Origin of the sequence: Rhodococcus sp. 06-418-5 (genome assembly GCF_002258285.1) — a bacterium.
Taxonomy (GTDB): Bacteria; Actinomycetota; Actinomycetes; order Mycobacteriales; family Mycobacteriaceae; genus Rhodococcoides.
In genome coordinates, this window is sequence record NZ_NOYE01000012.1 from 267,474 (window position 1) to 284,709 (window position 17,236).

The window sequence follows — 17,236 nt, forward strand, 5'->3', positions numbered from 1 at the left end:
CGTTGTCAGGAGGTGGCGGAGATCCCGAAGATCTCGGCCAACTCGTTGATCTTGAGTGCTTTCGCCAGACGCGGAAGGTCGCTTCCGTCCTTGACGTGCGCTCCGTCGGCACCGAGGGCATCGATGACGTCGCGGGCCCACGACACATCCGTCGGTGACGGGGCGAGCTCGCGGTTGACGATGGCAGCCTGCTCCGAATGCATGCACAACTTGCCCGTCATGCCCATGGACAGGGTCAGTGCGGCATCGCGTCCGAGGATGCTGTCGTTGGCCGTCAGCGTCGGTCCGTCGATCGGTCCCGGAATGCGCGCTGCGCGTGAGGAGACGACCAGGCGCGAACGCGGGTACGCCATCGCCAGGGGGTCGTCGCTCATGCCGGTGTCGCGGCGGAAGTCCCCGCTACCGAATGCGAGTCGGAACGTCGAATCCGCGCGGGCGATCTCCGTGGCGGCTTCGAGGCCCATCGCCGACTCCACCAGTGCCAGGATCGGGGTGCCGGGTGCCAGGCGAGCAGCTGTGGCCTCGACCTGGCCACCACTCTCGGTCTTCGCGAGCATGACTCCGACCAGTCCGGGCAGGCCGGACAACGCGGCGAGATCGTCGGCCCAGTACGAGGTCGTGGCGTCGTTGATGCGGACCCACGCCGAGTTACCTTCACCGAGCCATCGAACGACGGCCTCGCGCGCGGCCGGCTTCTTGGCCGGAGCGACTGCGTCTTCGATGTCGAGGATGACTGCGTCGACTCCCGACGCGACGGCGTCGCCGAAGGTTTCGGGCTTGGTGGCCGGTACGAGCAGCCAGGACCGTGCGCGGTCGGGGGCAACGCCGGATGCCACGGGTGTCTCCATGAAAGTTGTCACGTCATGCTCCTCGAGTGAAGTGGGGCACCCGAAATCCTGATCGATTCAGTCGATCAGCGCCACCTTCTGTGCATAGTGTTCACGGTCCGTGCAGCTACTTCTTCTTCGCTGCGCGTCTGACCTGAAGGATTCGCGCTCCGCCGACCATCGCCATCACCAGTGCGCCTGCGATCGCTGCCAGCAGCATGCTGATGCCCAGTGGCAGATCGAGCTGCCAGGCGAAGATCTGGACGGTGACGGAGTCGAGATTCTGCACGATGAAGACGAGCAGAACGACCAGGACAACGGCTCCGACCACCAGGCCGGTCCACAGCGCAGCGGTGCGGGTGTGAGCGACGTCGGTCGAAGTGCTTGCCTGGGGCTCCGGGGCGAACTCCGGATCCGGTGCCGAACGACCGTCCGAATCCGGCGTCGTGATGGGCGCGAGGTCACCCGAGGCGCTGTGGTCGCCGGGATGAACCGCGCCTGATTTGTCCAGCGATGTCTCGTGACTGTCGTCAGCTCTGGTGGCCATGTCGATGATCCTTCCGCACGTGAAGGCCGAATGCACGCGCATCCGGCCACGACCTCGATACCCATCGGGTAACGGACGGAAACCGGCGCGAATAGGACTGCGAGGCAAACGGGTGGACAATGGAGGTATGAGTGAGGCCGCCGACGCAACGAACACATCGACCGAGCAGAAGAGGCCGAATCTCCCCTTGGTCTTCACCGCCCCACGTCGCGGTATGCCGTCGCGCCACCTCGCCGATCTGGACGGAGAGGGATTGCGCGAGGCCGTGAAGGCACTCGGCCTGCCTGCGTTCCGTGCCGATCAATTGGCTCGGCACTACTACGGCCGGCTCGAAGCCGACACGACGAAGATGACGGATCTTCCCGCCGAGGCGCGAGAGAAGGTCGGAGCCGACCTCTTTCCGACCTTGCTCACGGCGATCAAACATCTGGCGTGTGACGACGGTGACACCCGCAAGACCCTGTGGAAAGCCAACGACGGCACTCTGCTCGAGAGCGTCCTCATGCGTTACCCGGACCGCGCGACGCTGTGCATCTCGAGCCAGGCCGGTTGCGGAATGGCCTGCCCGTTCTGTGCCACCGGTCAGGCCGGTCTGACCCGGAACCTGTCGACGGCCGAGATCGTGGACCAGGTGCGGTCGGCGGCCGCGGACATGCGCGACGGTGTTGTCCCCGGTGGGGAGGGTCGACTGTCGAACGTGGTCTTCATGGGGATGGGCGAGCCCCTGGCCAACTACAAACGCGTCGTCGCCGCAGTGCGCAAGATCGTCTCGCCTGCACCCGACGGGCTCGGCCTCTCGCAGCGCTCGGTGACGGTGTCGACGGTCGGCCTGGCACCGGCGATTCGGAAGCTGGCCGACGAAGGACTGTCGGTGACCTTGGCGGTATCGCTGCACACACCCGACGACGAACTCCGCGACACGTTGGTTCCCGTCAACAACCGTTGGTCGGTTGCCGAGGTGCTGTCCGCAGCGCGGTATTACGCCGACCAGACGGGACGACGGGTGTCCATCGAATACGCGATGATCCGAGACGTCAACGATCAGCCGTGGCGGGCCGACATGCTGGGAAAGAAGCTGCACAAGGCACTCGGATCCCGGGTCCACGTGAACCTGATCCCACTGAATCCGACTCCGGGCAGCGAGTGGGACGCTAGCCCGAAGCCGGTGGAGCGAGAATTCGTTCGACGGGTGATTGCCCAGGGTGTTTCGTGCACCGTCCGCGACACCCGCGGTCAGGAGATCGCCGCGGCGTGCGGTCAGCTGGCGGCCGAGAACTGAATCGGTTGCTAGCGGGGCTTGCGGCGGACGATCACGTCTCGCACGACGAGCCCGACCAGCGTGGCAGCGAATCCGATCAACCACAGATCCTCGACCTTGCCGGTGTGGTTGCCGATCATCATGAACAGCAGGAACGCGGCGACGACGAGGGCGGCCACGCGCATCGCGCGGTTCGATTCACCACTCCAACCCCACTCGGCGGACGGCACGTCCGGCACCTCGCTGCGGGTATCGACGACCGGGTCGTACGAAGCGGATTCCAGTTCGGTATTTGCCACCGGTCGGTCCTCTCGGGTGATGAATTCTCGAAGTCGTCCTTCACGAGGCGTCGAGCCTGCCGCGTTCGGACAATATTGGCATACGACCGTCCGTCGTAGCCATCAGGGTTGTGCGCTCACTCGGCGAGACTGCCGAGTTCGGTGAGAGACTGCGGCGGTGACGTCCGAGCGCCTTCCGCATCCGTTGACCCAGTTTCCGCTGAGCTACCCACGAGACATGGTGGGGTACGGCCGCACGCCGCCGCATGCGCAGTGGCCGGGTCAGGCCAACATCGCCGTCCAGTTCGTCCTCAACTACGAGGAAGGTGCGGAGAACAACGTCCTCGACGGTGACACCAAGTCCGAGACGTTCCTGTCGGAAATGATCGGGGCACAAGCCTTTCCGAATCGCCACATGAGCATGGAATCGCTGTACGAGTACGGCTCGAGGGCAGGCGTGTGGCGAGTGCTGCGGGCGTTCGAGAAAAGAGACCTACCCCTGACGGTCTTCGCCGTTGCGAAGGCCATGGAACGAAACCCGGAAGTGGTTGCCGCCCTGGCCGAACTGGGCCACGAGATCGCCTGTCACGGACTGCGGTGGCTGTCTTACCAGCAGATCGACGCGAACGTCGAGCGCGAGCACATGGCCGAGGCCGTGGCCATCCTCCGGGGCCTCACCGGATCGGCCCCGCTCGGGTGGTACACCGGTCGTGACTCTCCGAACACCCGGTCGCTCGTGGTCGAGCACGGCGGATTCGTGTACGACTCGGATTCCTACGCCGACGATCTTCCGTACTGGGAGAAGGTGACTCGCGGCTCGGACGTGGTCGATCATCTGGTGGTGCCGTACACCCTCGACACCAACGACATGAGGTTCGCCTCGCCGGGCGGCTTCTCGACCGGGGACGAGTTCTACGCGCATCTGCGGGACGCGTTCGACGTGCTCTACGCCGAGGGGGAGAACGGCAGTCCCAAGATGCTCTCGGTCGGACTGCACTGCAGGCTGGTCGGCAGGCCGGCGCGCATCGCCGCCCTCGAACGTTTCCTCGACCACGTTCAGTCCCACGAGAAAGTATGGGTCGCAAAACGAATAGACATCGCCGAGCACTGGCGCGCGGTGCACCCACCCGTGTCCTGATGGAGGCCTCGGGTCAGTGCGGCGACCGACACTGCGTTTCCAACGCACTCAGGTAACGATCGGTGAATAGGGCCTGCACCCGCCTGCCCACCGGTCCGCCGAGCCTGGTGTACCAGCGGCCCGGGTTCGAGAACGCGGTGATGTGCGCGGAGACCGTCCCGTCCTCGGGGGAGTAGTCGACGTGGAACAGCTCCTCACCGGATTCGGGATGGCCGTCGAGTGTGCCGTACGCGAAACCCTGACGGTTGGCTTCGTCGATGACGTAGACGACCCGGCACGGGATGCGGACGGGTCCGAGCGCGAGGACGACCACCGCGTCCGGGACGGCGTGGTCGACGCTGGAGTGAACCTTCAATCCGGTGCCGCGATGCATGTCCCAGCGCATCAGCGCGTCGGCCGCGGCCACGAAGTCCTCGACTCCGGATCCGATGACCCGTGACGTCTCGACGTGGTGGTAGCCGGCCGGGAGCCTGCCGCTCGTCGCCCCCACATCGGCGTAGTTGAACGGTGCCGCGCGATACTTCGAGACGTCCATGCCCTCCAGCGTGCCAGCTACGGCGACGCATAGGGGTTTCTCAGCCTCGGTAGGCAACAATGGACCGGTGCCAGACCATCGTGAGCGAACGACCTCCTCGGATCGTGCCGAGCCGATTCGTGTGTTGCTGTTGGGGAGCACCGGCTCGATCGGAACCCAAGCGCTCGACGTCATCGCCGCCGACCCCGACCGTTTCGTCGTCGTCGGTCTTGCGGCGGGCGGCGGAAACATCGCCCTCCTTCGCCGTCAGATCGCCGAGACCGGTGTTCGACGTGTCGCTGTGGCCGACCCCGCCGCTGCCGCCGAGCTCGACTTCCCCGGGGTTCTGAGTGGGCCCGGTGCGGTGACCGAGCTCGTCGAGTCGACGCAGGCCGATGTGGTGCTCAACGCGTTGGTGGGCTCGCTCGGTCTCGAACCGACGTTGGCGGCGCTGAAGACCGGCGCTCGGCTGGCGTTGGCCAACAAGGAATCGTTGGTGGCAGGCGGCGAACTCGTACTCGCTGCCGCCGCGCCGGGTCAGATCGTTCCGGTGGACTCGGAGCATTCGGCGCTGGCGCAGTGCCTGCGCAGTGGCCACCGGAGCGAAGTGGATCGCCTGATCCTCACCGCATCGGGTGGACCGTTCCGGGGCTGGAGCGAAGCGGAACTGAAGTCGGTGACCCCTGCTCAGGCCGCAGCTCATCCCACCTGGTCGATGGGCCCGATGAACACGTTGAACTCGGCAACTCTCGTCAACAAGGGCCTCGAGCTGATCGAGGCGCATCTGCTGTTCGGGGTGCCCTACGAGAAGATCGACGTCACGGTGCATCGGCAATCCATCGTCCATTCGATGGTCACGTTCGTGGACGGATCCACCATCGCGCAGGCCAGCCCGCCGGACATGAAGCTGCCGATCGGGTTGGCGCTCGGATGGCCGGATCGAGTGCCCGACGTCGCGCGCGCACTCGATTTCACTGCAGCGTTCTCCTGGGACTTCGAGCCACTCGACGATCGAGTCTTCCCCGCCGTACAGCTGGCCCGCGAGGCCGGAATCATGGGCGGGTGCATGACTGCGGTGTACAACGCGTCCAACGAGATCGCCGCCGACGCATTCCTGTCCGGTCGCATCGAATTCCCCGAGATCGTGCACACGGTGCGGTCGGTTCTGAGCGACGGCGGCGGGGACTGGTCGGCGGTGCCGACTACCGTGGACGACGTCCTCGCAGCGGATTCCTGGGCTCGCGCACACGCGCGTGAGCTTCTGAAACAGAAGGGCCTCTAGACTCACATGCTGTTCGCTCTGGGTGTGGTGCTGTTTGCCGTCGGCATCGGTGTGTCGATCGCGCTGCACGAGGCGGGACACATGTGGACCGCGAAAGCGCTCGGCATGAAGGTCCGCCGCTACTACATCGGCTTCGGCCCCAAGATCTTCTCCTTCCGACGCGGCGAGACCGAGTACGGGCTCAAGGCGATCCCCGCCGGCGGATTCTGTGACATCGCCGGAATGACGGCGATCGACGAGCTCGCACCGGACGAGGTAGAGCGGGCGATGTACCGCCAGAAGACGTGGAAGCGCATCGTCGTGATGGTCGGCGGTATCGCGATGAACTTCGTGCTCGGCATCGTGCTGGTGTACGCCCTGGTACTCGGATGGGGTACGCCGGATCGGGTGACGCCGCCGACCGTTCAGGTCAGTGACGTCGTGTGTATCGCGCCGACACAGTCCGAGGACGGGGAACTTGCGCCGTGCTCGGGAGCCAGCCCGGCTCAGCAAGCGGGGCTCCGCACGGGCGATGTGGTCACCGCGGTGAACGGTGTACCGGCGCAGTACTGGTCCGAGGTCGTCGAGGCCGTGCAGGCGTCGTCGGGATCGGTCGATCTGACGGTCGAGCGGAACGGAGCGTCGATCGACCTGACGATTCCCGTGACCGAGGTGCAGCGTTACGTCACCGACCCGGATACCGGAGCCAAGGAGTCGACGACGGTCGGCGCGGTCGGGGTCAGTGGCTCCACGATCGCCCCTCCACCAATTCGATACAACCCGATCGAGGCAGTCCCCGAGACGTTCGCCTTCACCGGAGAGATCTTCGTCCAGACCGGTAAGGCTCTCGTGCAGCTGCCGACGAAGGTGGAGGCCCTGTGGGAGTCGATCTTCGGCGGCGAGCGTGGACTGGACACTCCGATGAGCGTCGTCGGTGCCAGCGTCATCGGCGGTCAGGCTGCCGAGACGAACAACTGGGCGACGTTCGTCGGACTGCTCGCGTCGTTGAACTTCTTCCTCGGAGCGTTCAACATCGTGCCGTTGCTTCCGCTCGACGGTGGCCATATCGCGGTGACCGTCTACGAGCGGATCCGCAACATCTTCCGCAACCGTCGCGGCCTGCCCGACGGTGCGCCGGTGGACTACATGAAGCTCATGCCGGTCACCTACGTGGTGATCGTCGTTTTCATCGGGTTCTCCTTGTTGACACTCACGGCGGACATCGTCAACCCGATTCAATTGTTCTAAGTAGACTCGACAGTCGTAGCTAGGAAAGAAGGCCACTGTGTCCGTGTCAGTCGGATTGGGAATGCCGGCACCGCCGGTTCCAGTACTCGCGCCGCGTCGAAAGACCAGGCAGCTCCAGGTCGGGTCGGTGGGAGTGGGAAGCGACAGCCCCATCTCGGTGCAGTCGATGTGCACCACCAAGACCCACGACATCAACGCCACGCTGCAGCAGATCGCAGAGCTGACGGCGTCCGGCTGCGACATCGTCCGTGTGGCATGCCCCACACAGGAGGACGCGGACGCGCTGTCGATCATCGCCCGGAAGAGTCAGATCCCGGTGATCGCCGACATCCACTTCCAGCCCAAGTACATCTTCGCGGCGATCGACGCCGGTTGCGCCGCGGTGCGCGTCAACCCGGGAAACATCAAGGAATTCGACGGCCGCGTCAAGGAGGTCGCGAAGGCGGCCGGTGACGCGAACATTCCGATCCGTATCGGCGTCAACGCCGGATCGCTGGACCCTCGGCTGATGAAGAAGTACGGCAAGGCGACGCCGGAGGCGCTCGTGGAGTCCGCGCTGTGGGAGGCGGGCCTGTTCGAGGAACACGGATTCGGGGACATCAAGATCTCCGTCAAACACAACGACCCTGTCGTCATGGTCGCTGCCTACGAGCAGCTCGCTGCACAGTGTGACTACCCGCTGCATCTCGGCGTGACCGAAGCCGGGCCGGCGTTCCAGGGCACCATCAAATCCTCGGTGGCGTTCGGTGCCCTGCTGTCCAGGGGAATCGGCGACACCATTCGCGTCTCCCTGTCGGCACCGCCCGCCGAGGAGATCAAGGTGGGCAACCAGATTCTGCAGTCGCTCAACCTGCGTCCCCGCAAGCTCGAAATCGTCTCCTGCCCGTCGTGTGGGCGGGCACAGGTGGACGTGTACACCCTTGCAGACGAGGTCACCGCAGGCCTGGAGGGCATGGAGATTCCGCTGCGCGTCGCCGTCATGGGCTGCGTCGTCAACGGTCCGGGAGAGGCGCGCGATGCCGACCTCGGCGTGGCGTCGGGCAACGGCAAGGGCCAGATCTTCGTCAAGGGCAAGGTCATCAAGACCGTGCCCGAGGCGCAGATCGTCGAGACCTTGATCGAGGAAGCAATGCGCATCGCCGAGGAATTCGACAAGGATGAGACCGCAGACGGTGGCGCACCGGTCGTGACCGTCAGCTGAGCGGGTTCGACCGGTTCGGTGTCCGGTTTGCCGCTCTGCCACCGGCGGAACGGGTTCTCTGGAATGATTCGGTACACGCTCGGTCGGTGTGTATGCGGTAGGTGGTCAGGAGGTCGGTAGGTGCTCAAGCTCCTCGGTGCGAAGCCTCTCGGTAATCGGGATGTTGCGCACGTCCTGCGGGTGCTCGACGCCGACCCGGTCGCCACCTGCATGGTTGCCGCTCGGGTGCAGGAATCCGGGCTGGATCCGAGGTCGTTCCACGGTGAGATGTGGAGCCGAGGTGGACCGGACGAGTCGTTGTGTTTCTACGGTGCCAACCTGGTTCCTCTGCTCGGATCCGGCGACGATCTGCGCTCGTTCGCCGATCGCGCGTGCCGCGGCCCGCGGCTGTGTTCGTCACTGGTCGGTCGAGCCGAACTGACATTGCCGTTGTGGGAGATGCTCGAGACCGACTGGGGCCCGGCCCGTGAGGTTCGCGGTGAGCAGCCGTTGCTGGCCACGTCGGTTCGATCGTCCATCACGCCCGATCCGCACGTACGCCTCGTTCGTCCCGAGGAACTGGACGTGTATCTGAGTGCGGCAGTGGCGATGTTCATCGAGGAAGTGGGCGTCGACCCGAGACAGAATGACGGCGGCCGTGGATACCGGCGACGGATCTCGAGTCTCATTGCCGCGCAGCGTGCGTGGGCTCGATTCGAGGACGGTCGGGTGGTGTTCAAGGCCGAGATCGGATCGCAGTCGGCGACGGTGGGTCAGATCCAGGGGGTGTGGGTTCATCCCGATCGGCGCGGGCACGGCCTCGGCGCGTCCGGTACCGCAGCGGTGGTGAACTCGGTGGTCCGCCAGGGCCGCACCGCGAGCCTGTACGTCAACAGTTTCAACTACGTCGCCCGGCGCGCATACGCGAAGATCGGCCTGACCCAGGTGGCGACCTTCACGACGGTCCTCCTCGACTGACTCCGACGTCGCTCGATCGGGTCGTGGCGAACCGCGATTCGTTGCCGCGGCCGAAGGCAGCGCCCTATTACGATGGGGCGCAATGAGATCACGTGGTGCAACCGAAGTGCGGTATCGAGTCGGAGCGGTGTCGATGGTTGCAGCCGTCGTTGCCGCCGCCCTCACCGGATGTACCCCCAAGCCCGACGGCCCGGAGCCGGCCGCCCAGGCATTTCTCGCCGCGTTCGAGGCCAACGACATCGCCGCCGCGGCTGCCGATACCGACAAGCCCGACGCAGCGGCGACGGCACTGACCGAGGCGTGGACCAACCTCCAGGCCGAGGCGCTCGACGCCGAGACGACGTCGGTACAGGTCGACGGCGACACGGCCACGGTCGGCTACACCTACACGTGGCAGCTGCCGAGGGATCGCGTGTGGACGTACGACGGTCAGCTGAACATGGGCCGCAGCGAAGGTGAGTGGGTGGTGCGCTGGACGGCGTCGGACATCCATCCCAAGCTCGGCGACACTCAGACGATGTCCTTGCGGTCCACGGCGGCTCCGCGGGCTCGGGTCAACGAACGCTCCGGGACCGACGTGCTGGTGCCGGGGGTGGTGCACCGAATCAAATTCGATGCAGCGGATGCGAACAACGTGGTCGCCTCGGCAACGGCGCTGTCGACGCTGCTGACGCCTTTCGATGCGTCCATCACTGCGCAGTCGATCGTCGAATCCGCCACCTCGGTCGACGGCGACTACCCGGTGGTTTTGCTTCGAGACAGTGACTACCAGCCGATGTCGGCCGCACTGACCGAGATCCCCGGAGTCACCGCGTCCGACGAATCGGATCTGGTGTCCACCGACCCCACGTTCGCGCCGGACCTGGTGGGCCAGGTCAAGAAGGCCGTCATCGACGAGGTCGACGGCAAGGCGGGGTGGAGCGTGGTGACCACGAACCGCAACGGCGTCGACATCGATGTCCTCACCGACACCCCGCCGGAGCCCTCGCCGTCGTTCTCGATCAGTCTCGATCGCAACATTCAGGTCGCGGCACAGCGAGCGGTGAATGCGCGCACCGAGCAGGCGATGACGGTGGTCATCCAGCCGTCCACCGGTGCCATCCTGGCGGTGGCACAGAACCCGGCTGCCGATCGGGACGGGCCGGTGGCGTCGGCCGGCCTGTACCCACCCGGATCGACGTTCAAGATCATCACCGCCGGTGCCGCCATCGCGAGCGGACTCGCGACTCCGGGCAGCACCGTCCCGTGTCCGGGGCGCATCGTGATCGGTGAGCGCAGTGTGCCCAACTACAACGAGTTCTCACTGGGTGACGTGACGATGAGTACCGCCTTCACTCGATCGTGCAACACCTCGTTCGCCAAGCTGGCCAGCGAGATGACACCCGATGCGCTGACCGTCGCGGCCTCTCAATTCGGCGTCGGCCCGGATTACGACGTCGTCGGATTGCCGACCGACTCCGGTTCGGTGCCACCGGCCGAAGAACTGGTTCAGCGCACCGAGGACGGCTTCGGTCAGGGCAGGGTGGTCGTGTCGACGTTCGGTATGGCCCTGGCCGCCGCGACGGTGGCTCACGGTTCGACGCCGGTGCCGAACCTCCTGGTCGGACGCGACACCGTGATCACCGGAGACCATCCGCCGATCGAACCGGCGATGGTCGACGGATTGCGCGGGATGATGCGGTCGGTGGTCACCAGCGGTACGGCCGAACGCATCGCAGACCAGGGCGAGGTCTACGGAAAGACCGGCGAAGCAGAGGTCGACGGCGGTTCGCACTCGTGGTTCGTCGGTTACCGCGGCGACATCGCCTTCGCCACCCTCGTGGTGCGCGGCGGCAGCTCGGACAACGCGGTCGCGGTGACCCGAGAGATGTTCGAGCAACTTCCACCCGGGTACTGACGACGCTGCGGCGTTCGGATCAGGACGGCAGAACGCCGAGTCGACGGCACGCCACCACGGCTTCGTATCGGGTGTGCGAATCGGTTTTGCGCATCACACTGCGCAGGTACGACTTGACCGTCTCGGCACCGATCGACAGGCGCGCAGCGACCTCGACGTTGGTGCAGCCCAGGGCAACCTGCGAGATGACGTCGATCTCGCGTGGCGTCAACGACTGCGACACCTCCTGCGCTCGTGGGTCGTCGGGCGTGTTCTGTCCGAACGACGCGGCCACGCGAGCTGCCACTGCGTCGAGTCTGCGCCGGATCGCTGCGTCACCGACCGACCGGGCGAGATCGGACAGTTCCTCGTGGACACTGCGCAGCTCGGCGGTCCGCGAGACATCCGAGTCGAGCGGCGAGCGGATGGTCGCCAGCAGTCGGATCCTGCGGTCGACCTCGTCCCGCACGGAGATCTCCTGGCCGAGACGCCTGGCGGCGGTGGTCATGATGTCGCCGACACGATCTCCGAGGGGGCCGCGTTCGCGCAGCGCCGCGTACATCACTATTCGCGCGACTCCGGCCACGACCACCGGTACCGCCAGTATCGATTTGAGGCCCTCGCCGAGCACGGGTCGATCGAAGTGGTGGGTGATCGACATCGATGCGCCGTAATCGCTGACGGCCGCGGGCCTGCGCTGTTCCATGACTCGACCGCCGAGGCCGGATCTGGGTGGGATGGCGAGTCCGTCCAGGCCTCGGGTTCTGGTTCCGTGGAATTCACTCAGGTACAGGGTCTCCGAGGAGACCTCGCCGCCGAACACGACGGGTACCTCGGACGTCGCTGCCACCTGGCGTAGCTCCGCGCGCAGGGCATCACCGTCGCGGGGCCGCAACAGATTCGAATGGACCACGGGGCTTCCTTTCTCGTGTCGACTGCACGAGCGACGAACGTGATCCAGATCATATCTGCACCGGCATGTGCTGTTTCGACTGGTACGGGCACTGCGCTGCGGTCCGCGGCCGAGTGCGAGCCGACTACTCTTGGGTCCATGTCTGTGACCGCCGAGAGCAAGCCCCGTCAGCCACTCGTACCAGGCGTCGTCTCGCCCGTCCTCGCGGTGCCCAAGTCGATCGAGCGCCCCGAATACGCGTGGAAGTCGACCGTGGCCGAGGGCGGCGAGCCCTGGGTTCAGACCCCCGAGGTCATCGAGAAGATGCGGGTGGCGTCGAAGATCGCGGCCAGGGCGCTGCAGGAAGCGGGCCGGGCAGTGGCACCGGGCGTCACCACCGACGAGCTGGACCGCATTGCCCACCAGTACATGATCGATCACGGCGCATACCCGTCCACGTTGGGCTACAAGGGTTTTCCGAAGTCCTGCTGCACCTCCCTCAACGAGGTCATCTGCCACGGCATCCCGGATTCGACGGTGATCCAGGACGGCGACATCGTCAACATCGACGTCACCGCCTACATCGACGGCGTCCACGGCGACACCAACGCAACCTTCCTGGCGGGCAACGTCTCCGAGGAGGCCCGACTGCTGGTCGAACGCACCCACGAGGCCACCATGCGGGCCATCAAGGCCGTCAAGCCCGGTCGCGCGCTGAACGTGATCGGCCGCGTCATCGAGTCGTATGCGCACCGGTTCGGCTACGGCGTGGTGGAGGACTTCACCGGCCACGGCATCGGTACCACCTTCCACAACGGTCTGGTCGTGCTGCACTACGACCAGCCGTCGGTGGACACCGTCATCGAACCGGGAATGACGTTCACGATCGAACCGATGATCAACCTGGGCACGATCAACGCCGAGATGTGGGACGACGGCTGGACGGTGGTCACGCACGACAAGAAGTGGACCGCGCAGTTCGAGCACACGCTCGTGGTGACCGAGACGGGTAGCGAGATCCTGACACTGCCGTGAGCGGAGCCTGCGTAGCGAATCGAGATCTGGTAGCGCCGTGAAAGGCGCTCTGTTGGTCACCGGGACGACGTCCGACGCGGGCAAGAGTGTGCTGGTCGCCGGGCTCTGCCGAATGTTGGCGCGTCGGGGTGTGCGGGTGGCTCCGTTCAAGGCGCAGAACATGTCCAACAATTCGGTGGTCACGCTCGACGGCGGCGAGATCGGTCGAGCCCAGGCGATGCAGGCGGCGGCCTGTGGCCTGGAGCCGAGTGTGCGTTTCAATCCGGTGTTGCTGAAACCGGGGAGTGACCGGACATCGCAGTTGGTGGTGCGGGGGCGGGCCGTGGCGCAGGTGAGTGCAAGCAACTACATCGAGCATCGGCAGTCTTTGCGCGCGGTGGTGGCGGACGAATTGGCTTCTCTGCGTTCGGACTTCGATGTGGTGATCTGCGAGGGCGCTGGCTCGCCCGCCGAGATCAATCTGCGCGCCACGGATTTGGCCAACATGGGGTTGGCGACGGCTGCGTCCCTCCCGGTGATCGTGGTGGGGGATATCGATCGTGGGGGAGTGCTGGCCCATCTGTTCGGCACCGTGGCCGTGCTGTCTCCGCAGGATCAGGCGCTCGTCGCCGGGTTCGTGATCAACAAGTTCCGGGGCGATCCAGCTCTGCTGGCACCCGGTCTCGACCAGTTGCGCGCGTTGACGGGTCGGCCGACGTACGGTGTCGTCCCGTTCGCCGACGGCTTGTGGATGGACGCCGAGGATTCGCTCGGAACCGTCCCCGATGCTCCGGTGGGGCGGCCGCGTCCACCGCACGGCTCGCAGTGGTTGCGCGTTGCGGCGGTGCGTCTGCCGAGAATCTCCAACACCACCGATGTCGAGGCGTTGGCCTGCGAGCCCGGGGTGTCCGTGCACTGGGTCACCGAGCCGTCCCGGCTCGAGGATGTCGATCTGGTGGTCGTCCCGGGCAGCAAGTCCACCGTGTCGGATCTCGAGTGGCTGCGGCGCAGCGGTCTTGCCGATGCGATCGCGGCACGCGGGGCCGCGGGACTACCGGTTCTGGGGATCTGCGGTGGGTATCAGATGCTGGGTCGGACGATCGACGACACCGTCGAATCCGGAGCCGGTTCTGTCCAGGGGCTCGGTCTGCTCGATCTCTCGGTCGAGTTCGCGAGCGACAAAGTGCTCGCGCAGGTGACGGGGCGATCGAAACAGTACGGCTCGAATTGCGCGTCGGGCTACGAAATTCACCACGGTCGGGTTGTGCGGAACGGCGACGATGCGCTTCTTGCTACTGCGTCGGGCACCCCGGAGGGCAGTGTGCGCGGGACTGTCGTGGGAACCCACTGGCACGGCCTGCTCGAGTCCGACGACTTCCGGCGTTCGTTCCTCACCTGGGTGGCAGGGAAATCGGGCCGTTCCGGCTTCGTGGTGGCGCCCGCTACATCGGTCGCTGCGTTGCGTGAGCAGCAGTTGGACCTGCTGGCGGATCTGGTGGAAGACAACCTCGACGTCGATGCCGTGCTCGACCTCATCGAGCACGGCGTCGATCCTGCGACGAAAAAGATTGTCACGCAGTTGCTTTGAGAAGACCGAACCAGCTGGCCACCGACAGCACTGCGGTGATGATCAAGGGGATCACGACCAGAAGAAGAATACGTGGGGTGTCGGTGAAGAAGGTGCCGATGTTCGGCCACCACCGTTGCCAGGTCACGAGTACAGATCCGCCGCCGAAGACTACGAGCGCTCCGAGTCCGAGGGTGAACAACCCGTTCGTGCGGAACCGTCGATACACGACGCCGATGAATGCACCGATGCCGCCGAGGAGCAGCATGACGGTAACGAGTGCGGCCCACTGCACCAACGGATTGTCGGTCGCGTACCGAGCGATGCCGAACATTCGCAGTTTCAGGCCGAATCCATCCGTGGCTGCTTCGATCAAGGACAGCACGTAGATGATCGTGCCGAATGCAATCGACTGGCACACACCTACCAACGCTGTGGCGGTGAGGAATTCGCGGCGGGTGACGCTCAGACCCAGGGCATAGGGAAAGCACTGAGTGATCGCGGTGATGTAGAACGCCATGGCGAATCCATAGATCGAGAAGACGCTACCGGTGAAGTTGTATTCGGAGTCTGTGGTCGGGATGACCAGAAATATGCCGAAGGTGATCACGAAGGCGATCGCGAGAACCGCCATCGGCCACACGAATGTCGTTGCCCAGGACGTGTTGTGGATTCGAGCGACGTTCAGTATTCGTTTCATGACACTGCCTCCTCGGGTTCGGCGGTGGTGCGTTCGATGATCAACTGCTGCAACGGGACCGGTTCGATGGTGAGCCCTACTGCAGCACCGTCCGATTTCTGCCGGTCGGTCAGTCGGCCGTCGATCGTGGCCCGAGCGCTGGCGCCGAGTGCCGTGCGACGCAGAGTGCGATGGCCCGAGGCGAAGGAGTCGACGGCGCGCGTCGGTCCGGTGATCTCGAAGGCGCTCTCGCGTAGATCGTCCGAGTCCGCGTCGAGCAGGACCTTGCCCTTGTCGATGAGAATCACGTGTTCGATCAGATCGCTGACCTCGTCGATGAGGTGGGTGGACAGAACGACGGTCCTGGGGCGTTCGGCGTAATCGGCAAGCAGTCTGTCGTAGAACAGGTGTCGCGATACCGCGTCCAGTCCCAAGTAGGGCTCGTCGAAGAAGGTAAGTGGTGCCCGTGACGCGAGTCCGATGACGATGCCGAGCGCCGAGGTCATTCCGCGGGAGAGCTTCTTGATCTTGCGGCCGAGGGGCAGGTCGAAATCGCGCAGCAAGTCGGCGGCGAAGTCATTGTCCCAGTAGGGAAGAATCTGCGAGGCATGCGCAACGGCGTGCTTGACCTTCAGATCGTCGGGGTACTTCTGGCTCTCCTTGACGAAGCACACGTGACCCAGTGCAATCGGGTTCTCCCACGGATGTTGCCCGAATATCGAGACCTCGCCCGCGCTCTGGCGCATCTGCGCGGTCATCATCTGCATGACGGTGGTCTTGCCTGCGCCGTTGCGGCCGAGAAAGCCGTAGATCTTGTTCTGTTCGATCTCGAAGCTCACGTCGTCGACAGCGGTGAACGATCCGAACTTCTTCGTGAGGTGGGTGGCCTTCGCGATCACGCGGCCATCGTCGCCGATCGAATCGAATTCATGGATGCTCATCGCGCTGCCTCCCAGTTGTCGAGCATTGTCTTGAGTTCGTCGACGGTCATGCCGAGCTTGCGCGCCTCGGTGACGAGCGGGTCGATGTACTGGCGAGCGAAGAGGTCGCGGCGACGGAATCGAAGAGCGTCGCGAGCCCCGGTGGTGACGAACATTCCGATTCCTCGTTTCTTGTAGACGACGCCGTCGGCGACGAGCTTGGCAAGTCCCTTACCTGCGGTGGCCGGGTTGATTCGATGGAATGCGGCCAGTTCGTTGGTCGAGGGAACCTGCTCTTCCTCTGCCAGTGAGCCGTCGATGATGGAGTTCTCTACGATCTCGGCGATCTGCAGAAAGATGGGCCTGCCCTCGTCCATCAGAACCACCGCCGATGCGTCGAGGTTGGTCGCCTCGCTGGTTCATTACTCATGTAACTAACCATAGAACCGATGTGTGGTCGGCGCAAGAGGCAGTACCGTCGTCTCCATGGAGTTCACGCATGTGAGTGCTGCGGGTGGGCAATGTTCGGTTCGGGTCGCAGGCCCGGACAGCAGGCACGCCGTTCTCTTGCTTCCCGATGCAGGCGATCCAGTGGATGTGTACGACGCCGTCAGTGAACGGCTGCACAATTCGGATCTGAAAACCGTTGCGCTGGAAAGCATCGACGGCATCAGCGACGATGCGATCCTGACTGTTCTCGACGAGCTGAAGCTGTCGTGGGTGCATCTCGTCGGCAGCGGCGCGGGTGCGGAGTCGGCTTGGACGTTGGCTGCCAAGACTTTCGGGCGCTTCGCCAGTCTGATCGCGGTGAACCGTTGCCACCCCGCGATCGCCGACGAGCAGGGCACCGTGCGCGCCGCGGACTGCCCCCCGGTCGAGTTGCCGACGACACTGGTCGTCGGGTCCTCACTGGGCCGCGCATCCGCCGACGCGAGCGGCCGGTTCGTCTACTCGGACTTCCGCGTGGTTCAACTCGACGGTGCCGCGAATGTCGTCGCCGACGAGCCGGCCGCGCTGGCAACGGAAATCGTGCTGCGTACCAGCCCGTGGTGACCGGAA

General features: G+C 65.0%; 18 protein-coding genes. 10 read left to right on the forward strand and 8 right to left on the reverse strand.

The features are described 5' to 3' along the window. Nucleotides 1-5 precede the first annotated feature (5 nt). A complete protein-coding gene (locus CH274_RS06925) occupies nt 6-848 on the reverse strand; it encodes an HpcH/HpaI aldolase/citrate lyase family protein (protein ID WP_094631780.1) in 843 nt (280 codons plus the stop codon). Nucleotides 849-954: 106 nt separating this feature from the next. Next, a complete protein-coding gene (locus CH274_RS06930) occupies nt 955-1,374 on the reverse strand; it encodes a LapA family protein (RefSeq protein ID WP_032398357.1) in 420 nt (139 codons plus the stop codon). 127 nt (nt 1,375-1,501) lie between these two features. Between CH274_RS06930 and rlmN the strand changes: the two genes are divergently transcribed. Next, nucleotides 1,502-2,653, forward strand: a complete 1,152-nt coding sequence (gene rlmN, locus CH274_RS06935) for a 23S rRNA (adenine(2503)-C(2))-methyltransferase RlmN (protein WP_094657016.1) — start codon at nt 1,502-1,504, stop codon at nt 2,651-2,653. A gap of 8 nt (nt 2,654-2,661) precedes the next feature. On the opposite strand, the gene CH274_RS06940 is transcribed toward rlmN, so the two are convergent. After that, on the reverse strand, nt 2,662-2,931 hold the full coding sequence (locus tag CH274_RS06940) for a DUF2631 domain-containing protein (protein ID WP_094657017.1): 270 nt from the start codon (nt 2,929-2,931) through the stop codon (nt 2,662-2,664). A 217-nt stretch (nt 2,932-3,148) separates the two neighbouring features. Here CH274_RS06940 and puuE point away from each other — a divergent pair, with 217 nt between their 5' ends. Next, complete coding sequence (puuE, locus tag CH274_RS06945; protein ID WP_176459324.1) at nt 3,149-4,048, forward strand: allantoinase PuuE; 900 nt, start codon at nt 3,149-3,151, stop codon at nt 4,046-4,048. A gap of 13 nt (nt 4,049-4,061) precedes the next feature. Here puuE and CH274_RS06950 read toward each other — a convergent pair whose 3' ends face one another. Then, nucleotides 4,062-4,583, reverse strand: coding sequence for a DUF1990 family protein (locus CH274_RS06950; RefSeq protein ID WP_094631779.1), 522 nt, complete (start codon nt 4,581-4,583; stop codon nt 4,062-4,064). Between CH274_RS06950 and dxr the strand changes: the two genes are divergently transcribed. The 5 genes from dxr (at nt 4,582) to CH274_RS06975 (ending at nt 11,126) form a co-directional block, all read left to right on the forward strand. After that, on the forward strand, nt 4,582-5,844 hold the full coding sequence (gene dxr, locus CH274_RS06955; protein ID WP_441344287.1) for a 1-deoxy-D-xylulose-5-phosphate reductoisomerase: 1,263 nt from the start codon (nt 4,582-4,584) through the stop codon (nt 5,842-5,844). The genes CH274_RS06950 and dxr overlap by 2 nt on opposite strands. Before the next feature lie 6 nt (nt 5,845-5,850). Next, entirely contained in the window at nt 5,851-7,071 is a 1,221-nt protein-coding gene (locus CH274_RS06960) for a M50 family metallopeptidase (protein ID WP_094657018.1), read from the forward strand. Between the two features lie 37 nt (nt 7,072-7,108). After that, a complete protein-coding gene (gene ispG / locus CH274_RS06965) occupies nt 7,109-8,272 on the forward strand; it encodes a flavodoxin-dependent (E)-4-hydroxy-3-methylbut-2-enyl-diphosphate synthase (RefSeq protein WP_176459303.1) in 1,164 nt (387 codons plus the stop codon). A 120-nt stretch (nt 8,273-8,392) separates the two neighbouring features. After that, nucleotides 8,393-9,229: a GNAT family N-acetyltransferase gene (locus tag CH274_RS06970; RefSeq protein ID WP_094631777.1), complete on the forward strand. Its 837-nt coding sequence runs from the start codon at nt 8,393-8,395 to the stop codon at nt 9,227-9,229. Nucleotides 9,230-9,362: 133 nt separating this feature from the next. After that, on the forward strand, nt 9,363-11,126 hold the full coding sequence (locus CH274_RS06975; protein WP_094657252.1) for a penicillin-binding transpeptidase domain-containing protein: 1,764 nt from the start codon (nt 9,363-9,365) through the stop codon (nt 11,124-11,126). Nucleotides 11,127-11,145: 19 nt separating this feature from the next. Here the strand turns inward: CH274_RS06975 and CH274_RS06980 are convergent, their stop codons facing one another. Then, a complete protein-coding gene (locus CH274_RS06980; RefSeq protein WP_094648090.1) occupies nt 11,146-12,018 on the reverse strand; it encodes a helix-turn-helix transcriptional regulator in 873 nt (290 codons plus the stop codon). A 138-nt stretch (nt 12,019-12,156) separates the two neighbouring features. Here CH274_RS06980 and map point away from each other — a divergent pair, with 138 nt between their 5' ends. Both map and CH274_RS06990 read left to right on the forward strand, forming a co-directional pair. Then, a complete protein-coding gene (gene map / locus CH274_RS06985; protein ID WP_094657019.1) occupies nt 12,157-13,032 on the forward strand; it encodes a type I methionyl aminopeptidase in 876 nt (291 codons plus the stop codon). A 37-nt stretch (nt 13,033-13,069) separates the two neighbouring features. Further along, nucleotides 13,070-14,599, forward strand: coding sequence for a cobyric acid synthase (locus CH274_RS06990; RefSeq protein WP_094657020.1), 1,530 nt, complete (start codon nt 13,070-13,072; stop codon nt 14,597-14,599). Here the strand turns inward: CH274_RS06990 and CH274_RS06995 are convergent. The 3 genes from CH274_RS06995 to CH274_RS07005 are packed head-to-tail and all read right to left on the reverse strand — an operon-like array spanning nt 14,583 to nt 16,557. Continuing rightward, nucleotides 14,583-15,278, reverse strand: coding sequence for an ABC transporter permease (locus CH274_RS06995; protein WP_094631774.1), 696 nt, complete (start codon nt 15,276-15,278; stop codon nt 14,583-14,585). The two genes, CH274_RS06990 and CH274_RS06995, sit on opposite strands and share 17 nt — an antisense overlap. Continuing rightward, complete coding sequence (locus tag CH274_RS07000; protein ID WP_094657021.1) at nt 15,275-16,198, reverse strand: ABC transporter ATP-binding protein; 924 nt, start codon at nt 16,196-16,198, stop codon at nt 15,275-15,277. The genes CH274_RS06995 and CH274_RS07000 overlap by 4 nt, the downstream gene beginning before the upstream one ends. Then, nucleotides 16,195-16,557 (reverse strand): GntR family transcriptional regulator, encoded by a 363-nt coding sequence (locus CH274_RS07005; protein ID WP_045199880.1) that lies wholly within the window; start codon nt 16,555-16,557, stop codon nt 16,195-16,197. The genes CH274_RS07000 and CH274_RS07005 overlap by 4 nt, the downstream gene beginning before the upstream one ends. 106 nt (nt 16,558-16,663) lie before the next feature. On the opposite strand from CH274_RS07005, the gene CH274_RS07010 reads away from it, so the two are divergent. Continuing rightward, on the forward strand, nt 16,664-17,230 hold the full coding sequence (locus tag CH274_RS07010; RefSeq protein ID WP_094631834.1) for an alpha/beta fold hydrolase: 567 nt from the start codon (nt 16,664-16,666) through the stop codon (nt 17,228-17,230). Nucleotides 17,231-17,236 lie beyond the last annotated feature (6 nt).

What these genes read in the sequence shown, in the direction of transcription:
- CH274_RS06930 (WP_032398357.1), bottom strand. Translation starts at nt 1,374, where the DNA reads ATGGCCACCAGAGCTGACGACAGTCACGAGACATCGCTGGACAAATCA.
- CH274_RS07010 (WP_094631834.1), top strand. Translation starts at nt 16,664, where the DNA reads ATGGAGTTCACGCATGTGAGTGCTGCGGGTGGGCAATGTTCGGTTCGG.
- CH274_RS06975 (WP_094657252.1), top strand. Translation starts at nt 9,363, where the DNA reads ATGGTTGCAGCCGTCGTTGCCGCCGCCCTCACCGGATGTACCCCCAAG.
- rlmN (WP_094657016.1), top strand. Translation starts at nt 1,502, where the DNA reads ATGAGTGAGGCCGCCGACGCAACGAACACATCGACCGAGCAGAAGAGG.
- CH274_RS06925 (WP_094631780.1), bottom strand. Translation starts at nt 848, where the DNA reads ATGGAGACACCCGTGGCATCCGGCGTTGCCCCCGACCGCGCACGGTCC.
- puuE (WP_176459324.1), top strand. Translation starts at nt 3,149, where the DNA reads ATGGTGGGGTACGGCCGCACGCCGCCGCATGCGCAGTGGCCGGGTCAG.
- CH274_RS06960 (WP_094657018.1), top strand. Translation starts at nt 5,851, where the DNA reads ATGCTGTTCGCTCTGGGTGTGGTGCTGTTTGCCGTCGGCATCGGTGTG.
- dxr (WP_441344287.1), top strand. Translation starts at nt 4,582, where the DNA reads ATGCCCTCCAGCGTGCCAGCTACGGCGACGCATAGGGGTTTCTCAGCC.
- CH274_RS06950 (WP_094631779.1), bottom strand. Translation starts at nt 4,583, where the DNA reads ATGGACGTCTCGAAGTATCGCGCGGCACCGTTCAACTACGCCGATGTG.
- CH274_RS07000 (WP_094657021.1), bottom strand. Translation starts at nt 16,198, where the DNA reads ATGAGCATCCATGAATTCGATTCGATCGGCGACGATGGCCGCGTGATC.
- map (WP_094657019.1), top strand. Translation starts at nt 12,157, where the DNA reads ATGTCTGTGACCGCCGAGAGCAAGCCCCGTCAGCCACTCGTACCAGGC.
- CH274_RS06995 (WP_094631774.1), bottom strand. Translation starts at nt 15,278, where the DNA reads ATGAAACGAATACTGAACGTCGCTCGAATCCACAACACGTCCTGGGCA.